The 18,559-nt window shown below is 64.1% G+C and carries 22 protein-coding genes and 2 pseudogenes; 12 read left to right on the top strand and 12 right to left on the bottom strand.

Translation table 11 applies throughout. From position 1 onward, the window contains the following. The first annotated feature begins 25 nt into the window (after positions 1 to 25). On the top strand, positions 26 to 454 hold the full coding sequence (locus HAP41_RS21595; RefSeq protein ID WP_063982784.1) for an HIT domain-containing protein: 429 nt from the start codon (positions 26 to 28) through the stop codon (positions 452 to 454). 121 nt (positions 455 to 575) lie between these two features. Here HAP41_RS21595 and tsaA read toward each other — a convergent pair whose 3' ends face one another. From tsaA to HAP41_RS21575, 4 genes are all read right to left on the bottom strand, one after another. Then, positions 576 to 1,067, bottom strand: coding sequence for a tRNA (N6-threonylcarbamoyladenosine(37)-N6)-methyltransferase TrmO (gene tsaA / locus HAP41_RS21590; protein WP_014494668.1), 492 nt, complete (start codon positions 1,065 to 1,067; stop codon positions 576 to 578). A gap of 31 nt (positions 1,068 to 1,098) precedes the next feature. Beyond that, on the bottom strand, positions 1,099 to 1,449 hold the full coding sequence (locus HAP41_RS21585) for an AzlD domain-containing protein (RefSeq protein WP_063982782.1): 351 nt from the start codon (positions 1,447 to 1,449) through the stop codon (positions 1,099 to 1,101). Next, the gene (locus HAP41_RS21580; RefSeq protein WP_166097118.1) at positions 1,446 to 2,186 is read right to left on the bottom strand and encodes an AzlC family ABC transporter permease; all 741 of its coding nucleotides are present in this window, start codon (positions 2,184 to 2,186) and stop codon (positions 1,446 to 1,448) included. Before HAP41_RS21580 ends, HAP41_RS21585 begins: the two co-directional genes overlap by 4 nt. Positions 2,187 to 2,294: 108 nt before the next feature. Then, on the bottom strand, positions 2,295 to 3,137 hold the full coding sequence (locus tag HAP41_RS21575) for a transglycosylase SLT domain-containing protein (protein WP_414643254.1): 843 nt from the start codon (positions 3,135 to 3,137) through the stop codon (positions 2,295 to 2,297). Positions 3,138 to 3,356: 219 nt separating this feature from the next. Between HAP41_RS21575 and HAP41_RS21570 the strand changes: the two genes are divergently transcribed. The 3 genes from HAP41_RS21570 to HAP41_RS21560 all read left to right on the top strand — a co-directional run bounded on the left by HAP41_RS21570 (position 3,357) and on the right by HAP41_RS21560 (position 6,009). After that, entirely contained in the window at positions 3,357 to 3,602 is a 246-nt protein-coding gene (locus tag HAP41_RS21570; protein ID WP_224580781.1) for a hypothetical protein, read from the top strand. A gap of 94 nt (positions 3,603 to 3,696) precedes the next feature. Next, on the top strand, positions 3,697 to 5,040 hold the full coding sequence (locus tag HAP41_RS21565; protein WP_166091063.1) for an IS1380 family transposase: 1,344 nt from the start codon (positions 3,697 to 3,699) through the stop codon (positions 5,038 to 5,040). 120 nt (positions 5,041 to 5,160) lie between these two features. Then, the gene (locus HAP41_RS21560) at positions 5,161 to 6,009 is read left to right on the top strand and encodes a TRAP transporter substrate-binding protein (RefSeq protein ID WP_224580782.1); all 849 of its coding nucleotides are present in this window, start codon (positions 5,161 to 5,163) and stop codon (positions 6,007 to 6,009) included. Between the two features lie 82 nt (positions 6,010 to 6,091). On the opposite strand, the gene HAP41_RS21555 is transcribed toward HAP41_RS21560, so the two are convergent. The 6 genes from HAP41_RS21555 to HAP41_RS21525 all read right to left on the bottom strand — a co-directional run bounded on the left by HAP41_RS21555 (position 6,092) and on the right by HAP41_RS21525 (position 10,857). Continuing rightward, positions 6,092 to 6,286, bottom strand: coding sequence for a hypothetical protein (locus tag HAP41_RS21555; RefSeq protein ID WP_063982779.1), 195 nt, complete (start codon positions 6,284 to 6,286; stop codon positions 6,092 to 6,094). Positions 6,287 to 6,328: 42 nt separating this feature from the next. Next, a complete protein-coding gene (locus HAP41_RS21550; protein WP_063982778.1) occupies positions 6,329 to 6,571 on the bottom strand; it encodes a hypothetical protein in 243 nt (80 codons plus the stop codon). Positions 6,572 to 6,630: 59 nt separating this feature from the next. Beyond that, positions 6,631 to 7,929, bottom strand: a complete 1,299-nt coding sequence (locus HAP41_RS21545; protein ID WP_166097119.1) for a glycoside hydrolase family 130 protein — start codon at positions 7,927 to 7,929, stop codon at positions 6,631 to 6,633. Between the two features lie 34 nt (positions 7,930 to 7,963). Then, positions 7,964 to 10,249 (bottom strand): glycosyltransferase family 4 protein, encoded by a 2,286-nt coding sequence (locus HAP41_RS21535; protein WP_166097120.1) that lies wholly within the window; start codon positions 10,247 to 10,249, stop codon positions 7,964 to 7,966. 108 nt (positions 10,250 to 10,357) lie between these two features. Then, the gene (locus tag HAP41_RS21530) at positions 10,358 to 10,606 is read right to left on the bottom strand and encodes a type VI secretion system-associated protein TagO (protein ID WP_071913045.1); all 249 of its coding nucleotides are present in this window, start codon (positions 10,604 to 10,606) and stop codon (positions 10,358 to 10,360) included. Between the two features lie 56 nt (positions 10,607 to 10,662). After that, positions 10,663 to 10,857, bottom strand: coding sequence for a hypothetical protein (locus HAP41_RS21525; RefSeq protein WP_063982774.1), 195 nt, complete (start codon positions 10,855 to 10,857; stop codon positions 10,663 to 10,665). 298 nt (positions 10,858 to 11,155) lie between these two features. On the opposite strand from HAP41_RS21525, the gene HAP41_RS21520 reads away from it, so the two are divergent. Continuing rightward, positions 11,156 to 11,794, top strand: a complete 639-nt coding sequence (locus HAP41_RS21520) for an HAD family hydrolase (protein ID WP_166097121.1) — start codon at positions 11,156 to 11,158, stop codon at positions 11,792 to 11,794. Here the strand turns inward: HAP41_RS21520 and HAP41_RS21515 are convergent. Then, complete coding sequence (locus HAP41_RS21515; RefSeq protein ID WP_166097122.1) at positions 11,791 to 12,831, bottom strand: phenylacetaldoxime dehydratase family protein; 1,041 nt, start codon at positions 12,829 to 12,831, stop codon at positions 11,791 to 11,793. The two genes, HAP41_RS21520 and HAP41_RS21515, sit on opposite strands and share 4 nt — an antisense overlap. Before the next feature lie 28 nt (positions 12,832 to 12,859). After that, positions 12,860 to 13,876 carry a carbon-nitrogen hydrolase family protein gene (locus HAP41_RS21510; RefSeq protein ID WP_166097123.1) on the bottom strand — a complete coding sequence of 339 codons (1,017 nt, stop codon included), beginning with the start codon at positions 13,874 to 13,876 and terminating at the stop codon, positions 12,860 to 12,862. A 195-nt stretch (positions 13,877 to 14,071) separates the two neighbouring features. Between HAP41_RS21510 and HAP41_RS21505 the strand changes: the two are divergent. The 7 genes and pseudogenes from HAP41_RS21505 to HAP41_RS21475 all read left to right on the top strand — a co-directional run. Beyond that, positions 14,072 to 14,542 (top strand): annotated as a pseudogene (locus HAP41_RS21505) (cupin domain-containing protein); the annotation flags it as partial. An 86-nt stretch (positions 14,543 to 14,628) separates the two neighbouring features. Next, the gene (gene tnpA / locus HAP41_RS21500) at positions 14,629 to 15,051 is read left to right on the top strand and encodes an IS66-like element accessory protein TnpA (RefSeq protein WP_166055731.1); all 423 of its coding nucleotides are present in this window, start codon (positions 14,629 to 14,631) and stop codon (positions 15,049 to 15,051) included. Continuing rightward, on the top strand, positions 15,045 to 15,398 hold the full coding sequence (tnpB, locus tag HAP41_RS21495; protein ID WP_166065968.1) for an IS66 family insertion sequence element accessory protein TnpB: 354 nt from the start codon (positions 15,045 to 15,047) through the stop codon (positions 15,396 to 15,398). Before tnpA ends, tnpB begins: the two co-directional genes overlap by 7 nt. A gap of 51 nt (positions 15,399 to 15,449) precedes the next feature. Beyond that, positions 15,450 to 17,015: an IS66 family transposase gene (gene tnpC, locus HAP41_RS21490; protein ID WP_166055670.1), complete on the top strand. Its 1,566-nt coding sequence runs from the start codon at positions 15,450 to 15,452 to the stop codon at positions 17,013 to 17,015. Beyond that, positions 17,012 to 17,614: a plasmid pRiA4b ORF-3 family protein gene (locus HAP41_RS21485; RefSeq protein WP_166055583.1), complete on the top strand. Its 603-nt coding sequence runs from the start codon at positions 17,012 to 17,014 to the stop codon at positions 17,612 to 17,614. The genes tnpC and HAP41_RS21485 overlap by 4 nt, the downstream gene beginning before the upstream one ends. A 42-nt stretch (positions 17,615 to 17,656) precedes the next feature. Beyond that, positions 17,657 to 18,151, top strand: a pseudogene (locus HAP41_RS21480) (helix-turn-helix transcriptional regulator); the annotation flags it as partial. Positions 18,152 to 18,250: 99 nt separating this feature from the next. After that, positions 18,251 to 18,487, top strand: a complete 237-nt coding sequence (locus tag HAP41_RS21475) for a hypothetical protein (RefSeq protein WP_028150544.1) — start codon at positions 18,251 to 18,253, stop codon at positions 18,485 to 18,487. Positions 18,488 to 18,559: the final 72 nt, after the last annotated feature.

Below are 18,559 nucleotides of genomic sequence, written 5' to 3'. Positions count from 1 at the left end.
GCGCAAAATTCGAGGAGCCGCCGCCATGACCGCCTACGACCCCAACAACATCTTCGCGAAGATCCTGCGCGGCGAGTTTTCCTGCCACAAGGTCTATGAGGACGAGCATGTGTTTGCCTTCCTCGACATCATGCCGCGGGTATCGGGCCATACGCTGGTGATCCCGAAGGCCCCTGCCCGCAACATCCTCGACATCAAGCCTGACGACTACGCCCACGTCGCCCGGGGCGCGCACAAGATCGCGGCCGCTGCGATGAAAGCGTTCGAGGCCGACGGCATCACCGTGCAGCAGTTCAACGAGCCCGCCGGCGGCCAGGTGGTGTTTCATCTCCACATGCACGTGATGCCGCGCCACGACGGCGTGGCCATGCTGCCGCCCGCCAGCCGCAAGGAAGACGTCAAGGTCCTGGAAGAGAATGCGGCCAAGCTGATCGCGGCGCTGAAGGCGGGATAGCGCCAGGTACACTCCGTCATTGCGAGCGCAGCGAAGGAATCCAGACTGCCTCCGCGGAAACAGTCTGGATTGCTTCGTCGCAAGAGCTCCTCGCAATGACGAGGTCAGGGCGGCGCGCCCCTCACTCCGTCTGGAAATCCCCTGCCTGCGGGGCCGCCAGCGGCGTAAATTCGCAACGATCTGGCTTGATGTCGATCAGCGGCGTGTTGTCGATGCAGTCGAGCCCGCGCACGAGAATGGCATTGCCCTCGATGCCGACCAGCTTGACGATCGAGGTGCCGATCGGGTTGGGTCGGACCGGCGAGCGCAGCGAAAACGTGCCGCGGGTCTTCTCGTTGTTCTTCGGGCTTTGCAGGACGATGTCGCGGCGCGACTTGTCGAGCCAGTAGAGCACTTCAAGATTGCTGTAGAAATCGACGCCCTTGATGGCCGGCACGAACGGCTCGAAGATCTCGAGCCGGCACACCGGGCCGTCCTGACGCCCCTGTCGCGGCGTCTCCATCCGCGAGGTCCAGGGCGTGCGGATGCGGCCGATGAAGACGAGGCCGGCATCCTCCGTCGACGGCAACTCGATGGCGACCTCGCCCTCGCGGAGCTCGTTTTCGCGAACCATATTTCCCGTTCCTTGCTGTTCGCCGGTGGTTTTAGCCTAACCACCACTTTCCGGCCAGCATGAAGACTTCGCCTGTCACCACGCCTGCGAAGATCGAGCGGCGGGTCAGCAGGAAGGCGACGAGGCCTGCGCCGACCGCGCCATAGCGCAAGACGTCCGGCACGCTGGCGAGCGCCCCCGGCGGCTCCACCACGATCTGGGCGATGACGCCGGCCAGGATCGCGGTGGCGACCGCCCTCACCCAGACCAGCAGCTCCGAGCCCTCGTCGATGCCACCGCCGAACCACAGGCCGAGCATGCGCCATATCTGGTTGGGAACAACGCCCGCAACGAACAGCACGACGAGTGCGTGCCAGTCACCGATGAGCTGCGCAAAGCTCATGCGCGCACCTCCCGCCACCAATGCACGCCATAGGCGATCGTGCCGGCCACCAAACCGCTGACGAGAATGTCGAGCCCGGAGTTCATCTTCGCCGCTAACGGATAGAGCAGAACCCCGAGCGTCAGCGCGACGATGTCGGCGGCCTCCCGGCTGTTGCGCGCGGTCGAGAACAGGAACGACAGCGGCGTCAGCATCAGGATCGCGGCGCCGAGCGTCTGCGTCAAGTTGGCGGCAAGGAAATAGCCGACCGTGTTGGCGGTGAGACACACGGAGACCAGACCAAAACCAAGTCCGTTGACGAAGGCGATGCGCCGCTCGCGCGGCACCTGCGGCAGGAAGCGATGGCATTCGACCCACAGTGTCACCGCCGTAAGATGCGCGGCGAAGAACAGCTCGCGCCGCTTGGTCGTCGGCGTGCGCATCAGGGGCAGCACCGAGACCACCATAGGAAACAGCCGGATCGCGCTGACGGTGACCGCGATCGCCGATTGGATGATGGTCGCGCCGGAGCCGAGCGTGGTGATCAGAATGATCTGCGCGGGGCCCGCCCAGACGAACAGCGTCGAGCAGAGCGCCCAGAGCAGGCTGAAATGGGTGTCATGGGCGAGCGCGCCGATGCCGAGATAGGTCGCGAACAGGACAAGCGTGAGGATCGTCTGCGTGATCGAACGCAGCCCCCACGTAAAGGCGCGCCAGGAACTTTGCCATTGAGGGGAATCGAGCGGAGGAAGCGCCACGGGAGTCTTTGGCCGGATTGCGGAATCGTGCCTGCATAACGGGCAATGCCGTGGCCGGCGTCAAGGAAGCGCGCGGCGGGGCTGGCATGCGCGCGCGGGCAGACGCGCCTACCCGCTCACACCCCGGTTCTTCAGCACGAAGCAGGCACCGCCGGCCTTGCGGATACGGTTGCACAGATCATCCGCCTCGCTGCGCGTGTCCGCGCCGATGCGCACCTGGTAGAACGCGCGCGTACCGCGGCTGCGCATCACCGAGCTTAGCAGGCTCGGATCGCGCTCGCCAATCACCGCGGTCAGCCGCGTGACGGCGCGGGAATACATCGCCAGCGCCCTGTTGCGGTCGAAGCCGGCAGCGAGCTGTACGCCCCAGACCTTTGCGGCGGCGAGCTCCACATGCTGCTCGAGCTCGGCGACGAAGGCATTCGGCGCGCGCTTCAGAAGCGCCATGAGATCGCGGCAGCTCGTCGGCGGCGAACTCGGCGGTCCCTTGCCGGTCGCTCCCGCCTTGGCCCACGCGTCAACGCTCGTGCCGGTGATGGCATAGACGTAGTTGCGCGTCTGCTCCGGCATGCCGCCGGTGCCGGCGAGCCATTCCTGCACCCGGCGCGGCCCGGCGTTATAGGCGGCCGCGGCCAGACCGAGATTGCCGAACTGGTTGCGCAGCTCGTTCAAAAATTCGGCCGACTTCGGCAGCGCCTGCACCGGGTTGAAGGGATTGAGCAGCCCGCGCTCGCTCGCAGTGCCCGGCATGAACTGCGCGATCCCCTGCGCATGCTCGCCGCTGCGCGTCATGGGTCCCACGGCATCGGCCTGGAATCGGCTTTCCTGCCAGATCACGCGGGCGAAGAATTCCAGCGGCAGATTGGCATCCCGTGCGGCGGCCTCGACGATCAGGCAGATCGATTCCCGCGTATCGCTCTCGCGCGCAGCGACCGGATTCGCCGGTGGCATCGCAAGCTCCTCGACGCTGGGGACAGCAATATTGGTCTTCGCGGGCGAACTGTCCCACGCCGCCACCCGTGTCGCCGAGACGAGCAGTGCGGCGATGATTAGTGATGCAGTTCGCGTCAGCCGTGCCCAAGCATCGCTGTGGCGTGCTCCGGCGCGGCATGCAACAAGATGATCTGCCATGTTGTGGCATCGTGCCATGGTTCGACGAGTTGCCAATATATGCTGTTTGACCCGCTTCTCCCAATGCGCTGCCCCGCCCAGGGGATCCGCGCGATCCTCGTCCTCCTAGCCCTCGTCCTGTCCGCCGCGCCCGCCATGGCGCAAGTCAACTGGCGGATGACCACGGAATATCCGCAAAACAACATTTCCGGGATCGGGCTCACCAGTTTCGCCGATCGCGTCGCGGCGCGCACAAACGGTTTCGTGACCGTAGCTAGCCCGTCTTATTCGTCAGAGGGCGCCTGAGAGGCTGGCGAGCGTGGTGTAAAGCGCTGATGAAGCGTAGGATTCGGTTGCGAAGCCAACCCCATCACCTTCCACCGCGAACGCCACGCCCGCCATGACCGATGATACGAGTCTACCCTTCTCGTTTCCAGCCGTTCACGCCAAGAAAGTCACAGCTGCCTTCGATGGCGGTCGGCTGACCTCGAACGGGGGCGTGATGCTTCTTGCGATGGCCGAGCGACGTCTCGGTTTGGCCAACAATTTGGCCCGGGTGTTCCCGGATCGGCGCGATCCGACGCGGGTCGTGCACAGCCTTGTCGATATGTTTCGCGCTCGCATGTTCGCGATCTGCTGCGGCTACGAGGACGCCGATGACCTCGATCATCTGCGGTCCGATCCCGCATTCAAGCTGGCCTGTGGACGGCTACCAGACAGCGGTCGCGATCTGTGTTCCCAACCGACGCTGTCGCGGCTGGAGAATGCTCCCCGCCTGCGCGACGTGATCCGCCTGACCTACACCCTGGTCGATGCATGGATGGATAGCTATCCGTGCGAGCCTGCATCCGTCACGCTCGACATTGACGACACCTGCGATGTCGTCCACGGCCATCAGCAACTCTCGCTGTTCAACGCTCATTATGACGAACGCTGCTTCCTGCCGATCCACGTCTACGACACGGAGAAGAGCCGGCCCGTGGCGGTCGTGCTGCGGCCCGGCAAGACGCCTGGCGGGGTCGAGGTGCGTGCCCATCTGCGCCGCCTGGTGCGGCACATCCGCACGCGATGGCACAAGACGCGAATTACGTTCCGTGGCGACGGGCACTATGCTCGGCCGGAGGCGATGACGTGGTGCGAGAACAACGGCATCGACTACATCTTCGGTCTGTCCGGTACCAGGCCGCTCGCCAGAAAAGTCGACGAGGTCGCCGACGATATCCGCACCCGACGCGCCATCGAGAACCTAGCTGTTCTGCGCGGCTATACCGAGACGCGCCACAAGGCAAAGTCCTGGGATCGCGAACGGCGCACCGTCGCCCGTATTGAGGCGACGATGCTCGGCCTCGACATCCGCTTCGTCGTCACCAGCCTCGATGTCGGCTCGGCCGAGTGGATCTACGACAGCCTGTATTGCGCGCGCGGCCAAGCCGAGAATCTGATCAAGCTGCATAAGACGCAGCTCGCCTCCGATCGCACCAGTTGCCGTTCGGCGCTCGCCAATCAAGTCCGCCTCGTTCTCCATACCGCCGCTTATTGGCTGATGCTGACCGTGCGCGACGCCATTCCCAAAGTCCGGGAATTGGCCACTGCCGAGTTCGCGACGCTGCGTCTTCGGCTCTTGAAAATCGCCGCCCGGGTTGTCGAGACCAAGAGCCGCATTCGCCTTGCGTTCGCCGCGGCATGTCCCGAAGCCGACCTGATCCGCAGCTTGCCCGGCGCGCTGCTGCCGCTCGGTCCTTGACCGGTGGGGCGTCCGCCCGCGTTCACCCAACCCATCCCTCAAGCGCGTTGCAAAGTACCGGTCGTCAGGCGGTGAAAAGCCGAAGGCAATCCTGTGCGCCTCGTCAGCGGAGGTGTGCGGATGCACCAGTCGGACCAAAATACCGCGCTCTCACGAATAGGGCGGGCTAGCGCTTTCGACAACGAGCTCAAGATCAACTCGGGCGAAATGCCGCGCGCCGCGCTGGATGGTCGCATCGCCGGCGGCGACGCCTTCGCGGGCGCGCTTTCGGGCCTCGACCCGGTGCTCGGATTGTCCACCCTGCCCTTTCTGGTGCAGTCCGTCGACCTCGCCCGCGCCACCAATCTGCGGGCGCGCCCGCTCTACGAGAAGGCGCTCGCGGCGCGCGGCCTGAAGCTGCTCTACGTCACGATCTGGCCGGCCACGGGCCTCTGGTCGGACCATGCGCTGGAAGGCGCCGACGCCCTGCCGAGACTGAATTTGCGGGCCTACGACGCCAACTCCGGCGAGGTCATGCGCGCGGCCGGCGCGAATGCACAGTTCCTGCCGATGGACGCGGCACTCGCTGGCCTCAGGGAGCACCGGCTGAATGCGTTCCTGACCTCCGGCGACGGCGGCGCGGGACGCAAGCTCTGGGACTTCCTGCCCTACTTCACAGCGATCAACTACGCGATGCCGGTCTCGATCGCCTTCGTCCGCAGCGACGCATTTGCCGAACTGTCCGAGCCGGTGCAGCGCGAGGTCCTGGCCGCGGCGGCCGAGACCGAGCAAAGCCAATTCGCGCTATTGACCCATCGCACCATCGAAAATTATGCGCGCATGCGCGACAACGGCGTCCGCATCGCCGAGCCGGCGCCGGCATCCCTCGTCGCCGCGCTCCGGAAAGCGGCAACGCCCGCGATCGCCACATGGGAGACGCAGGCGGGCGCCGATGCCGCGGCGATCGTCGAATGGGCGAGACAGCAATAGGGCGAGCCGTGGCGGCCGCCGGCTTGCCACAGCGGTGCTGCGTTGAAATGTCCGCCAGTCCCGCCCTTCACTCGCTTCGGTCCTATGCCGAGGCCGGCTTTTCTGCGCTGATTGCGCGGTCCAGGGCATCGATCAGCGTTTGAAGCTCGACAAACTTGTTCCGTGCTCGCTCGGCATTGTCGCGATCAAAGGGAGCGGCCAGCACCTTCGCATGCGTGTCCCTGTCCTCGATCATTCGATCGCGGGCCTTCTTCAATATGTCCAGTCGCTCGTTCATCTGTGCCTCTCCGCCAATATCTGCTCGACCACGATCAGGGCCTCAGTCGAAACCAGCCGGAAGCTCGCCCTTTCGGAAGAACACCGTAGGCTCATCGTCATAGTCACCCATTTCGGGATCGCCGCTGGACGAGAACGCGACGACGCCGAGTTTGCTCAAGGCCAGTCTCTCCGCCGTGCGCAGCGCGCCGCTTTCCGACTTGCAGACGATGGGAGAGTCGGCCTTCAGATTTCCACCCTTGCCGGCGTTGAACGCCTGCACCACGTAGGTTGTTTCGCGGACCATGACGGCACCTCTGACCTGTTGACACACGGAGTTGACGTCAACGACCGCGACAACCGCGCTCAGCCGCGCATCGCTTCGATGAGCGCGGAAATCCTGATCGTTGCAAAGCTGGAGAAGGTGTCCGACACGGCATATGGCAGGATGATCTGGTCATTGTGCCTCATCGCACCGCAGGTATAGACGACGTTGGGGACATACCCTTCGCGCTCGGACGGTTCAGGCCGCAACAGCGGTTCGGCCGAGCGAGCCAGCACCCTGGACGGGTCGCGCTTGTCGAGCAGAGCCGCTCCGATCGAGTATTTCCGGATCGGGCCGACACCGTGCGTCAGCAGCAGCCAACCTTCGTCAAGTTCGATGGGCGCCCCGCAATTGCCGATCTGGACGAACTCCCAGGGAAATTGCGGTTTCAAAAGCACCCGGCCGCCCTCCCATGTGTAGAGGTCGTCCGAATAGACCAGATACAGGTTCTCATTGTCCTGTCGCGCGATCATGGCATAGCGGCCGTCGATCTTGCGTGGGAACAGCGCCATGCCCTTGTTGTGGGCTGCAGCCCCCCGCAAAGGCGTTAGTCGAAACGACATGAAGTCGCTGGTCTCGATCAATTCAGACCGGATCGCCCGTCCGCTATAGGCCGTATAGGTCGCGTAGTAGATCTCCCGATCGCCGTCGTTGAATTTGACAAAGCGCGCATCCTCGATCCCGTTGGATTGGGATTCGGTCACGGGAAAGATGACCCGCTCGCTGAGGTCTTCCTCGGGCCTGAACACCAATTCCACACGGTCGCCGTCCGATCCGGATACGCGATGGCTGATCCGGGGGACCGAGGCAAGGCGCGCCGTCGGATCGACGGCCAGGCTTCCGTCAGCCGCAATCGTTCCGGTTCGAAACGTCAGTGACGACACATGCCCCTCGCCGATGGCCCGGAGGCTGACGATGAATCGCGAACCTCCGTTCGGTGCTCCCGATTGATCGGGGTGCGGGACGATGCTGGGGTTGAACAAGGCAGAGGCTTCGAACGAATACTCACTGAGAAAATAGGCACCAATCAGCTGGCGCTGCGTCTTCGAGAAGACGCCATGCGTGGCGAAAGCGTCCTCCATTTCATCCGCTCGGGTCTCGAACCGCTCCAGGAGGTTACGATGTCGCCCCTGGAAATTGTCGAGCACATCCGCAAGCTGAACTGCAACGGCCTCCGAACTGAGCGCCAGAACCCGGTCGACGATATGATTTGCACGCATCTTGTCGGTCGGGTTCAGGTCGCGGGGTTCGGTTGCCGGCTTGAAGGGTCGCACGATGACTCGCGCTGGATCGGGGCGCAGATTAAGCCCCTGCCGGTTCAGGAAAGAAGCTTGTGACACGGTATCCTCGGCGTGCTGAATGAAAAGATGAAGTTCAGGCGCTCACGGCGCGCAAGGCTGTGGGCCTCGTCAAGCTCGGGTTGACGCGCGCAAGCTGGCGCATCTCAGCAAGCCCGAGGAGATAGCAAACAACGGACTCGCCCCCGCGGTTTTCGTTGGCGCGATCAGCGTGCAAACCATCCCGGCAACTGCCAGTGAGCGGATCGACCAGCGCCACTGAGAGATCGTTGCTGCCAAGGAACCAGGCGAAGGCTCGAGTTGCCATGGCTTTCCATTCGGCATCGCCATCGGCACGCCACGCGGCGAGGCAGGCGGCGATCGTCGCCGTTGCCTCCACGGGCTGCTGATCAAACGCACGGGGACGTTGCCGCCGCTCGCCGAAGCCGGCGGTGCCGACCGGCCGGAAATGCCCTGCCGCGGTCGTCTGCTGCGTCATGAGCCAGCGCAGAGACCTCAATCCGGCATCGAGATATTGGGGCGCCTGCGTCGCCATGCCTGTGAGGATCAACGCCTGCGGCAGCCGCGCGTTGTCGTAGGCCAGCCCTTCCTCAAACCACACCCAGTCCGACGTCTCGACCGACGCCAGACACGCCATCAACCTGCCGGCAAGGGAATGCCGGACGTCCCTGGCGTGGAGATCGTCCGGAGCCACAGCGCAATAGGCGTCCAAGCCCAGCAGCATGAATGCCCATGCGCGGGGCGAACGAAAGCTCGCAGCGATCGACAATGCCTGGGCGAACAAAGCAGCGGCCCACAGGCGCCGGGCCGGGCTGGCGTCTCTGCGTGCAGCCTCGCCCAAAGCCCATAGCGTCCGCCCGTGACTGTCTTCCGACCCTCTGTCCTCAAGCCAGGTTCGATTGAACCCCATGAAGTTGCGAAATTGCCCGGTGTCGGGATTCCAGGCGTGCTGCACGAATGCCGCAAACCGGCTCGTCAGGATTTCGGACAGCGGCTGTTCACCTGGACCATTGAGGGCGCAGGCCAGAAGCAGCGCTCGGGCATTGTCGTCGACGCAATAGCCGTGCGCGCGATCCGGCACCGAATGGACCGCATGCTGGAACAGGCCGACATCATCGCACATCGACAGGAAATGGCCGATCTGCATATCGGGCGATGCGGGGCTACGTGGCTCCGGCATATTCATCTCCGAGCACGCGAAGAGTTTAAGCCGATGGCCTTGCCGTACATTCTCGAAGACGGACACGTAGCGCTCGGCCACCCGTTCCCATGTCATCATCCGGCTCGCCGCATAGGCGCGCCGCGACATCGCCTGCCGGCGGGCGTCGTCGGTCAGCAGGCCTGCGATCTCGTTGCCGATCGCCGCGGCGTCGCTGAAAGGCACCAGCACGCCGCACCCGTCGGCAAGCAGCTCGCGGGCGTGCCAGTAAGGCGTCGAGACGACTGGCTTCCCCAGTCCGAAGCTGTAGGCCAGGGTTCCCGACGTCATCTGGGCTTCGTTGAGATAGGGCGTGACATAGACGTCGCACATCGAGATGAATTCGAGCAGCGTGGCGAGATCGGCGAACCGGTCGAAGAACACCACGTGGTCATCAATTCCGAGTTCGCGCACCCGCGCCATCAGGCTCTCGCGATAGGCCTCGCCCTGGTTTCGGACCAGGTTGGGGTGCGTTGCGCCAAGCACGACATACACCGCATTCGCGCAGCGCTTCAGAATCGACGGCAAGGCGTCGATCATGATTTCGATGCCCTTGTTCGGTGACAACAGGCCGAATGTCAGGATGACCGATTTTTGCTCAAATCCAAGCTTGGCCTTCGCTGCATCGGGCTCGACGAAGGCGACATCCGGAATGCCGTGGGCGATGACCTCGATCTTGTCGTCAGCCACTCGGTAGACGTCGCGCAGCAGTTCGCGGCCCTTATTGGCCATCACCACGACCTTCGACGACGCCTCGACGATGCGCTCCATGACCGTCCGCTGCGCAGATGTCGGATCGGCGAGCACGGTATGGAACGTCGTCACCACCGGCATGGCAAGGCGGGACAACAGCACGAGGATATGGGCCCCGGCCTCACCACCGAAAATCCCGAACTCGTGCTGCAAACACACGGCATCGAACCGGCCGGCATTGAGGAAATCCGCGGCCCGCATGTAGTCTTCGATATTGCCGTCCTTGATCTGGAACGCGACCGCCGGAGGATAATCATAGGCTTGACCGCGATCGGTCATTGCCACGATGCAGGTCTCCAGATCCTGGCGCGAAATCGATATCGCGTTCTTCAGGTCGGTCGTATAGGTCGCAATTCCGCATCGTCGAGGCAGCGAGTTGCCGATCACGGCGATACGGCGGAGCGGCGTCATGTCGGCACCTCTATGATTTCGCTTGATGTCGGAGCGTGCACGGCGGGCGGACGCGCCGGCGAATTCTGTCGTCCGTCACCTCTGCCACGCGCTGCTTGATTGCAAACCTCAACAGCCGCGACAGATATTCTTCAGCTTCGCTGCGGTTCTGGCCTCTTCCGCAATGAACGGGTCCTTGTAGGCAGCCCGCGCTGCGTCTTGTTCGGCAGCAGTGGGTTGCTTCGCTTTCGGCGGAAACGCAGCGTCGTAGCAGGCAAGCCGTCCGCTCGTGCTCTCGATCGCGCGGCAGTCCGGCTCTTTGGCGACTGCACTTTGCACGAATGTGCCAAGCGCCAATGCGACAATAAGCATTTTCATACGGGTATCGTTCCTCGCGGAGGATCCGGGCGCGCCGTTTGACGCCCCTGCGTTCCTCATGCCTCGAACTGGTCGAACTCGTCAGACAGCAGAACCCGGCCCTGCGGCGTGCATATCCGCACGTCGACATAGCCTTCCTGCAACAGCTCCCTCGCCTTCTTCAGGGCGGCGGCCGTCGTGGTGCGGGCCAGGCTGACATAGCCGCTTTGATCGCGTCCGCTCACCAGATATTGGAGCGGCGTCCTATCCATGCAGAAAAGCCGCAGCGGCCACCAGGAGCAACAGAAACAGCGGGACGATCACCGGCGGCACGATCCAGTCGGCCAGATTAAAGCGAGGCATGCGCGCTCCTCCTCGTTCGGCGGGAGCGCTAGTGACCCTCAGTCACCGATGGATGCCATGGGAAGGGCGGTGATCGCAGGACTCTACGCTTATGCCCTGCCAATAGCGAGCTTTAAAACGGTACGCGACATCGACGCGGCGGCGTTGCCTTGAGCAGCCGCGTCGTTTAGGTCAAACAACGGCGGTATCAACACGGGCACGACTGGCATGGCTACAATCTTCTTCGATCTCGACGGCACGCTGACCAACCCGAAGCCCGGGATCACCCGCTCAATCCAATACGCGCTGGAGCGGCTCGACCTTGCCGTGCCGAGCGAGGACGAGCTGACCTGGTGCATCGGGCCGCCCCTGCACGCCAGCCTGAAGAAGCTCACCGAAAGCGACGAGCTCGCCGACCGCGCGCTACTGCTTTATCGCGAGCGATTTGCCGATATCGGCCTGTTCGAGAACGAGGCCTATGCCGGCATCATCGACACGCTGACGACGATCGCCGCAACCGGCCAGCGCATGTTCGTCGCCACCAGCAAGCCCGCGGTCTACGCCACCCGCATCGTCGATCATTTCGGCCTGAAACCGTATTTCGAGCGCGTGTTCGGCTCCGAGCTCGACGGCACGCGTGTCGACAAGCGCGACCTGCTGCGCTACGCGCTCGTCGAAGCGAAGGTCGATCCCGTCAGCGCGATCATGATCGGCGACCGCAGCCACGACGTGGTCGGCGCCCGCACCAACGGCATGACCGCGATCGGCGTGCTCTATGGCTATGGCAGCGAGGCCGAGCTGCGGGATGCCGGCGCGCATCACATCTGCGCCGCGCATCCCGAACTGCTCGGCCACTGCGCAGCCTAGGCGCTGACGGTCTCGACCGCCGCCAGCATGCCGGTCTTCGAATGGCAGTTCAGATATTCGAAGAACTGCTCGTCCGCGGCCGCCACCGTAACCTCGTGATAGAGCCGTAGCTTTGCCGACGGCCCGAGCGTCGACAGGTATTTCATCGCCGCGCCGAATATCTTGACGTGGGTCGGATGCGACTCCGCCCAGCGCTCAAGTGCGGCGAGGCTCTTCCACCAACTCTGGCCGTAGGACTTTTCGCTCACGCTGCCGGCGGCCGAAAGTACCTGCATGTAGCGGTTCGCGTAGCAGCCGATGGCTAGCCCGTCGTCGCGCAGGAAATCCATGCCCTCGCGTAGCACCGGCTCGACATCGTCGAGATAGAGCTTGCGCTCCGACGCCTCCGTATCGCTCCAGTCCTGCCCGGAGCGGATCAGGCAGAGATTGTCGTGCGCCTTCACCCGCAGCCGCGCGCCGTCGCGGATCAATTCCGGCGCGCCGCCCGGCGTCATCGGATCGGTCTGCGACAGCGGAATGCGATCGCGCATGCCGCCCCAATAGGCGTGCTCCTGCACCTCGCCGCTCATGCCGTCGGCGACTGCGGCCACGCCCTCGGGCCGGTCGAGCGAGGAGAACAGCGTCTCGTGCCGGGCGACCGTGGGACGCAGCACCTCGATGAAGGTGCCGATGCCCTCGCGCGCCTTCACTGTCCACGCCTCGCGTGCCGGCGCGAACCATGCGTCGAAGCGCGCGACGTCGTCCCAATAGGCAACCGACACGACGGTCTCATAACCGGCGCGGTCGACGTAGCGGGCGCGGTCCCAATGCGAAGGCCCGCCCTCGGCAGCAAACCGCGCCGCGATCTCGGCGAGTGCCGCCGTCGCAGCCGACGGCGCCGCGTCGCGATACTGCACACCGAAATAGGCCATCACGACGCGGCTTACGGCGGGCTTGTAGCGCGCCACGAACGACGGATATGGCGGCTGGTAATCGTCCGGCACGCGCTTGTGGCGCGTGCGCTGGGTCTCGAGATGCAGAGGAATTGCGGATTCCATGATCGTACCCTCCCCTTGATCCCGGCGATCAACTCGCCGCCGCCGCGATGTCCGTGGGCTCAATGGTGTCGACCGGCAGCGCGAACTGCTCGACGCGCTGATATCGCTTCTTGTTGAGCAGGAGCCGCGTCACGTCGGGCCGCGAATAATGCCCGGCGGGATCGGCAGCGTTCTTGGCAACACCGATGGCGCCGAGATCGATCTCGGCAATCAGCAGCCCTTCCTGGTCCGGCGCCAGCTTGTCGCCGATCTGGCTGCCGTCGGGACCGTAGATCGCGGCGAATCCGCCGCCGACATGCAGCAACGCATTCTTGTCCGGACGGTCGCAGAGCTCATCGATCATGGCCTGCGAGACCGTCGCGCACGGCGCGAGCACGAAGCAGGAGCCCTCCACCGCATAGACGCGCGAGGCGGCATTGTTGACCTCGGCGCCGAGCGCCGGCGCAAAGGGATCGTAGAGCGAAAAGCTCGGCCAGGCCGCGACATGCACCTGCTCGTTCTGGGCGTACATCGCGTATTTCGACAGTGGCTGGAGATGCTCCCAGCAGCACAATGCGCCGATGCGGCCGATGTCCGATCTTGCGTGGACGGCGAGATCGCTGCCGTCACCCTCGCCATAGACCGTGCGCTCGGCATGGGTCGGCCGCAGCTTGCGGCGCTTTGCGATGGTCTCGCCGTCCGGCCCGATCAGCCATTGCGCCAGATAGAGACTGCCGCCGTCACGCTCGGACAGGCCGAGCACGGCGGTGAGCTTTGCATTGCGTACGGCGTCGCGCAGCCGCTCGACCTGCGGACTGTCATAGGACAGCGAGTTGTCGAAGTAGCGCTGGACGAAGCCGCGGCCGATCGCCCAGGCCGGCGAGTCCATCCAGATATGCCAGGGGTAGCCGGGGATGAAGGCCTCGGGAAAGGCGATCAGCTTGGCGCCCTTCTCGGCGGCGTCCCTGATCAGCGCGATCGACTTGTCGATCGAGGCGTCGAGATCCAGCCAGGCCGGCGCCGCCTGCACCACCGCGACCTTGTATTTCGGATGTTCGATGCCCATTGCCGCCTCCATTGCCGGTTGATCGGAAGCCACGTCCGATGCAGTCTATTTGGCCAAGCCACCCGGCCGGGCGCTCGACCGCAGTGGAACAAAAACTCGACTGGCCGGGATCGCCGACGGGTACGGGACTTGCCTTCGGTCTGGCTGGGTCTGCGCCAACATGCGGTTTGCTGGATGTGACAGGGAGGCTTGCCGATGCCAATCCAGTTCACGACAGACGGCAGCCCCGGCTACCGGCGGCTGGCGCTGTGGCAGGACATCGTCTGCGACGTTTTCGTCGGGCTCGACTGCAAGTCCGACCTCGGCAGCGCCTTTCGCGGCTCGGTCACGCAGGCCCCGCTCGGCAGGGCCGTGTGCTCCGAGGTCTGCTCCGACCGCCAGCACGTGTTCCGGACGCCATCCCGCATCGCGCGTTCGGATCAGGATTTTGTCCTGGTTGCGCTCGGCAATCGCGGCGACGGAGGCGTGGTGCAGGACGGCCGCGAGACCGTGATCCATCCCGGCGAGTTCGCGCTCTACGACACGACGCGTCCCTATGAGCTGAAGTTCAACCACGCCTTCACGCAAACGATCTTCAAGGTGCCGCGCGAGATGTTGCAGCGCCGGCTCGGCGCCACCGAGACGCTCACCGCGATGTCGTTCGGCGCCGATGTGCCGCTCGAACGTAAGCGTAGCGCCGAGGCCCGTCTGATTGTTTGTGCGGAGTCTTGAGAGCACCGTTAGAAGAGTCATCTTCTGGAAGGGTGCTCACAATGGACGACCATTCTGACGACATAAGACGACCGTTGTCACCGCGTATTGAAGTGTTCGCTGGCGCAGGTCGAAAGCGCTGGCCGGATGATTTGAAGGCGCAGATTGCGGCGGAAAGCCTCGAACCGGGGGCGGTTGTAACAGACGTCGCTCGTCGCCATGGCTGCCGGCCCCAGCAGGTGCATGATTGGCGGCGCCGGGCGCGTTTGGGCCAGTTGGTATTGCCGGCGTCGGCGGACACGCTGTCGTTCGTGCCGGTGGTGTCGGAATTAGCGTTGCCTGCGGCCGCAGAGCCCTCCGGTTCGCCGGAAGCAGCCATTGTTACGGTTGAGTTCCAGGGCGCGCGCGTGGAGGTGCGCGGGGCGCCTGGCCTTGCTGCGTTGAGCGATGTGTTCATTGCGCTGCGACGGACACGTTCATGCTGACGATGCCGGCGAGCCTCATGATCTACGTGGCGACGCAACCTGTGGACTTCAGGAAGGGTGCAGAGGGCTTGGCGCTGCTGGCGAAGGATACGCTGGGCCATGACCCGATGAAGGGCGTGGCGGTGGTGTTCCGTGCGAAGCGCGCCGATCGGGTGAAGATCGTCGTCTGGGATGGCAGCGGCCTTGTGATGTACTGGAAGCGGCTCGATGGCAGCGGCTTCAAATGGCCACCCATCGTGGCCGGTGTGATGCGGATGAATGGGGCCCAGCTGTCAGCACTGCTGGCCGGCATGGATTGGACGCGCATGCACGCGCCTCGGATCCCGCAGCCGAAAGCGCTTGCGTAAAAATGCAAATCATCGCTGCATCGTGACGCGAAGCATGGCAAGCTCGGGCCAATGAGTGATTTGCCTGATGAGCTACCGAGCGATCCAGCCGAGTTGCGTGCCTTTGCCGCGGCTCTGCTGGATCGCTGCGCCCGGCTCGAGCGGTTGCTCAAGCTTGCGAAAGATGCGCAGTTCGGTCGGTCCTCGGAAAAGCTGGACGCTGATCAGCTGCAGCTTGTTCTGGAGGATATCGATCAGGCCGTTGCGGCTCTCGAAGCCGCCGAGAATCGTGCCAATCCCAAAACAGGCGAGAAGAGAGCTGCCGCGCGCAGAGCCAACCGTGGTCAGCTGCCGGAGCATTTGCCGCGCGTCATCGAGACTATGATGCCGGCCGAGAGCTGCTGCCCGTCTTGTAAGGGCAACCTCTTCGAGATTGGTCAGGATGAGAGCCAGAGGCTCGACGTCGTTCCGGCGCAGTATCGCGTCATCATCACCCGCCGTCCCAAGCTGGCCTGCCGCGCCTGTCATGGCGTCGTCCTGCAGCACGCGGCTCCCGAGCGATTGATCAGGGGAGGATTGCCCACCGAGCGGCTGGTCGCGCATGTGATCGATGCCAAGTATCACTGGCATTTGCCGCTTTACCGCCAGGCGCAGATGCTGGCGACGCACGGAATAGCGCTGGATCGTTCCACGCTCGCCTTCTGGGTCGGCTATGCCGCCCAGGAATTGAAGCCCGTGTGGCATCGTCTGCGCCAGCTTCTGCTCGCCTCCTCGAAGCTCTGTGTCGATGAGACCCCGGCGCCGGTGCTGGATCCGGGGCGCGGCAGAACAAAAACCGGCTACTTCTGGGCGCTGTCACGCGATGACAGGCCTTGGGCCGGACCTGATCCGCCTGGGGTAGTCTATGCCTATGCACCGGGCCGCGGCGCCGTTCATGGCTTGCGGCTGCTGGAGGGCTATCGCGGCATCATCCACTGCGACGGCTATCAGGCTTACAAGACCATGACCCGAGAGACGCGTGCGGACGCCCTGTCCGGGACGCTCGCCTTCTGCTGGTCGCATCTGCGGCGCCAGTTTGTGAAGATCGAGCGGGAGGCTGCGCCTGCGCCAGCTCCGGTTGCCCGCGAGGCTCTTGAGCGCATCGCCCAGCTTTACGCGGTCGAGAAGGCCCTCCGCGGCCGATCTGCGGACGAGCGCCGTGCTGGCCGACAAGCGCATACCCGGCCTCTGGTTGCAGCCTTGAAGCAGTGGTTTGAGGCCAAGCTCGATCACCTTGCGCAGAAGAGCGACACGGCGAAGGCTTTGCGCTATGCACTACGTCATTGGGACGGCCTGACGCTCTATCTTGATGATGGGCGCATCGAAATGGACACGAATGCTGTCGAGCGTGCGATGCGACCGATCAAGCTCAACGCCAAGAACTCTCTTTTTGCCGGTTGCGACGAAGGCGCCGGGAATTGGGCATTGCTGGCTTCGCTCATTGAGACCTGTAAGCTCAATGGCGTCAGTGCCGAGCACTGGCTCGCTGACGTTCTCGCCAAGCTCGTCAATGGTTGGCCTGCAGCGCGACTGGACGAACTGCTTCCCTGGGCGTCGACCTATACGATGCATACACGCGATCCGAGGCTGGCGGCATGAGCCTGAACACGACCGCGGTCCGGATCAAGGTGACCCTCAAGGATGTGAAGCCGGAGGTGATGCGTCGCCTTGTCGTACCCGTCACCCTGCGCCTTGATCGGCTGCATCTGACGCTTCAGGAGGCATTCGGCTGGACGAACAGTCACCTCTTCGAGTTCTTTGCTGGTGAGGCACATTGGGGGATTCCCGACCCCGACAATGATTACGGTCACCAGCCCATGGATGCCCGCAAAGCGCGGCTGTGCGATATCGTTCGCGAGACCGGCGCCAAGACGATCCACTATCTCTATGACTTCGGCGACAGCTGGGACCATGTGATCAAGCTCGAAAAATGGTTCGAGAACACCACGACGGAGGGGCTTCCCTTCCTGCTCGAGGCCGCCGGTCGTTGTCCTCCGGAAGACGTCGGCGGTGCGCCAGGCTATGCCGAATACCTCGCCGCCATCAGCGACCCCGCCCATCCCGAGCACGGACACATGCGCCTCTGGGGCCCGGAGCGGTTCGATCCCAACGTCGTCGACCGGAAGGCACTCGAAGCCGCCGTCAACGCGTTGTCCGACACAAGGAAGCCGCGGCGACGCGCCACGCGAACAAAATAGGCGTCAAGCGCCATTCAAAAGGGCCGCAGAGCTACGCTTACGCTCGAACGGCTCGCCTATGATTTCATCTTCAGGCTTTGCCAGAGCGCGGACCGACTTGCCCCGGACAACGCTGCGGCGCTGTCGGAGCAGGCCGTCGATCTGCTCGCGATGGCGCTGAGCGAACGGCTCGGCAAGACATCGCTGCCGTCCTCCACCCACCGCTCCGCCCTGCTCTACCGCTTGAAGTCCCACATCCGCGCTCACCTCGCGGATCCCGACCTCTCGCTGTCGGAGGCCGCGGCTGCACTCGGCATCTCGCCGCGCTACGTGAACGATCTCCTTGCCGACGAGGATACCTCGTTCCAGCGCCACGTGCTTGCCGAGCGTCTCGCCCAATGCCGGCGTGACCTCGCCTCGCCCGTGCTGGCCCATCGCCACGTCAGCGAGATCGCCTTCGCCTGGGGCTTCAACGACCTCTCGCATTTCGGCCGCGTTTTCCGCGAGCATTTCGGAATGTCGCCGCGCGACTTCAGGCAGAGCCAGTTGCGGCACTGACATCCAGCCAGCTATCACCTTGAGCCTTCGCTGCAGGCGAAGGCAAGGCTCGTCAATTCCAGATTGCCTTGTCCGGCTGCGCGCATCAGGCTGGCGTGCATGAGGACTCACGCCACCATAAGCGGATCGGAGCTGTTGCTGGGTGTGATCGCGATCAGGCTCGCGGTGCTGGTCCTGGTGGGCTGGGGCCTGACGCTGCTGCCGCGGCAGGCGCGTGACGGCGAAGCTGCCTGCTTCCCCTCGCCCGCAACCAGGGTCGAGGCTCAGTCATCGGTGAAGACACCAGGCGCGCGCGTTGCCGATGCAGCATTCGATGACATGCGCCTGCACGACTAGGCCATTCCCGAGCAAGGCCGGTATGTGAGCGCGTGATAGGACACGGCCCGCGCTTGCATTACCATCGCACCC

The sequence above is a fragment of the Bradyrhizobium barranii subsp. apii genome, from assembly GCF_011516635.5.
GTDB classification, from domain to species: Bacteria; Pseudomonadota; Alphaproteobacteria; order Rhizobiales; family Xanthobacteraceae; genus Bradyrhizobium; species Bradyrhizobium barranii.
The sequence above is the reverse complement of the archived record's forward strand: the minus strand, read 5'-3'. Positions and strand labels throughout refer to the sequence as shown.

Excerpts from the sequence above, each read along its gene's own strand:
- HAP41_RS21595 (WP_063982784.1), top strand. The coding sequence starts at position 26 with ATGACCGCCTACGACCCCAACAACATCTTCGCGAAGATCCTGCGCGGC.
- tsaA (WP_014494668.1), bottom strand. The coding sequence starts at position 1,067 with ATGGTTCGCGAAAACGAGCTCCGCGAGGGCGAGGTCGCCATCGAGTTG.
- HAP41_RS21585 (WP_063982782.1), bottom strand. The coding sequence starts at position 1,449 with ATGAGCTTTGCGCAGCTCATCGGTGACTGGCACGCACTCGTCGTGCTG.
- HAP41_RS21575 (WP_414643254.1), bottom strand. The coding sequence starts at position 3,137 with ATGCCACCGGCGAATCCGGTCGCTGCGCGCGAGAGCGATACGCGGGAA.
- HAP41_RS21570 (WP_224580781.1), top strand. The coding sequence starts at position 3,357 with ATGCTGTTTGACCCGCTTCTCCCAATGCGCTGCCCCGCCCAGGGGATC.
- HAP41_RS21565 (WP_166091063.1), top strand. The coding sequence starts at position 3,697 with ATGACCGATGATACGAGTCTACCCTTCTCGTTTCCAGCCGTTCACGCC.
- HAP41_RS21560 (WP_224580782.1), top strand. The coding sequence starts at position 5,161 with ATGCACCAGTCGGACCAAAATACCGCGCTCTCACGAATAGGGCGGGCT.
- HAP41_RS21555 (WP_063982779.1), bottom strand. The coding sequence starts at position 6,286 with ATGAACGAGCGACTGGACATATTGAAGAAGGCCCGCGATCGAATGATC.
- HAP41_RS21550 (WP_063982778.1), bottom strand. The coding sequence starts at position 6,571 with ATGGTCCGCGAAACAACCTACGTGGTGCAGGCGTTCAACGCCGGCAAG.
- HAP41_RS21535 (WP_166097120.1), bottom strand. The coding sequence starts at position 10,249 with ATGACGCCGCTCCGCCGTATCGCCGTGATCGGCAACTCGCTGCCTCGA.
- HAP41_RS21530 (WP_071913045.1), bottom strand. The coding sequence starts at position 10,606 with ATGAAAATGCTTATTGTCGCATTGGCGCTTGGCACATTCGTGCAAAGT.
- HAP41_RS21525 (WP_063982774.1), bottom strand. The coding sequence starts at position 10,857 with ATGGATAGGACGCCGCTCCAATATCTGGTGAGCGGACGCGATCAAAGC.
- HAP41_RS21520 (WP_166097121.1), top strand. The coding sequence starts at position 11,156 with ATGGCTACAATCTTCTTCGATCTCGACGGCACGCTGACCAACCCGAAG.
- HAP41_RS21515 (WP_166097122.1), bottom strand. The coding sequence starts at position 12,831 with ATGGAATCCGCAATTCCTCTGCATCTCGAGACCCAGCGCACGCGCCAC.
- HAP41_RS21510 (WP_166097123.1), bottom strand. The coding sequence starts at position 13,876 with ATGGGCATCGAACATCCGAAATACAAGGTCGCGGTGGTGCAGGCGGCG.
- tnpA (WP_166055731.1), top strand. The coding sequence starts at position 14,629 with ATGGACGACCATTCTGACGACATAAGACGACCGTTGTCACCGCGTATT.
- tnpB (WP_166065968.1), top strand. The coding sequence starts at position 15,045 with ATGCTGACGATGCCGGCGAGCCTCATGATCTACGTGGCGACGCAACCT.
- tnpC (WP_166055670.1), top strand. The coding sequence starts at position 15,450 with ATGAGTGATTTGCCTGATGAGCTACCGAGCGATCCAGCCGAGTTGCGT.
- HAP41_RS21485 (WP_166055583.1), top strand. The coding sequence starts at position 17,012 with ATGAGCCTGAACACGACCGCGGTCCGGATCAAGGTGACCCTCAAGGAT.
- HAP41_RS21475 (WP_028150544.1), top strand. The coding sequence starts at position 18,251 with ATGAGGACTCACGCCACCATAAGCGGATCGGAGCTGTTGCTGGGTGTG.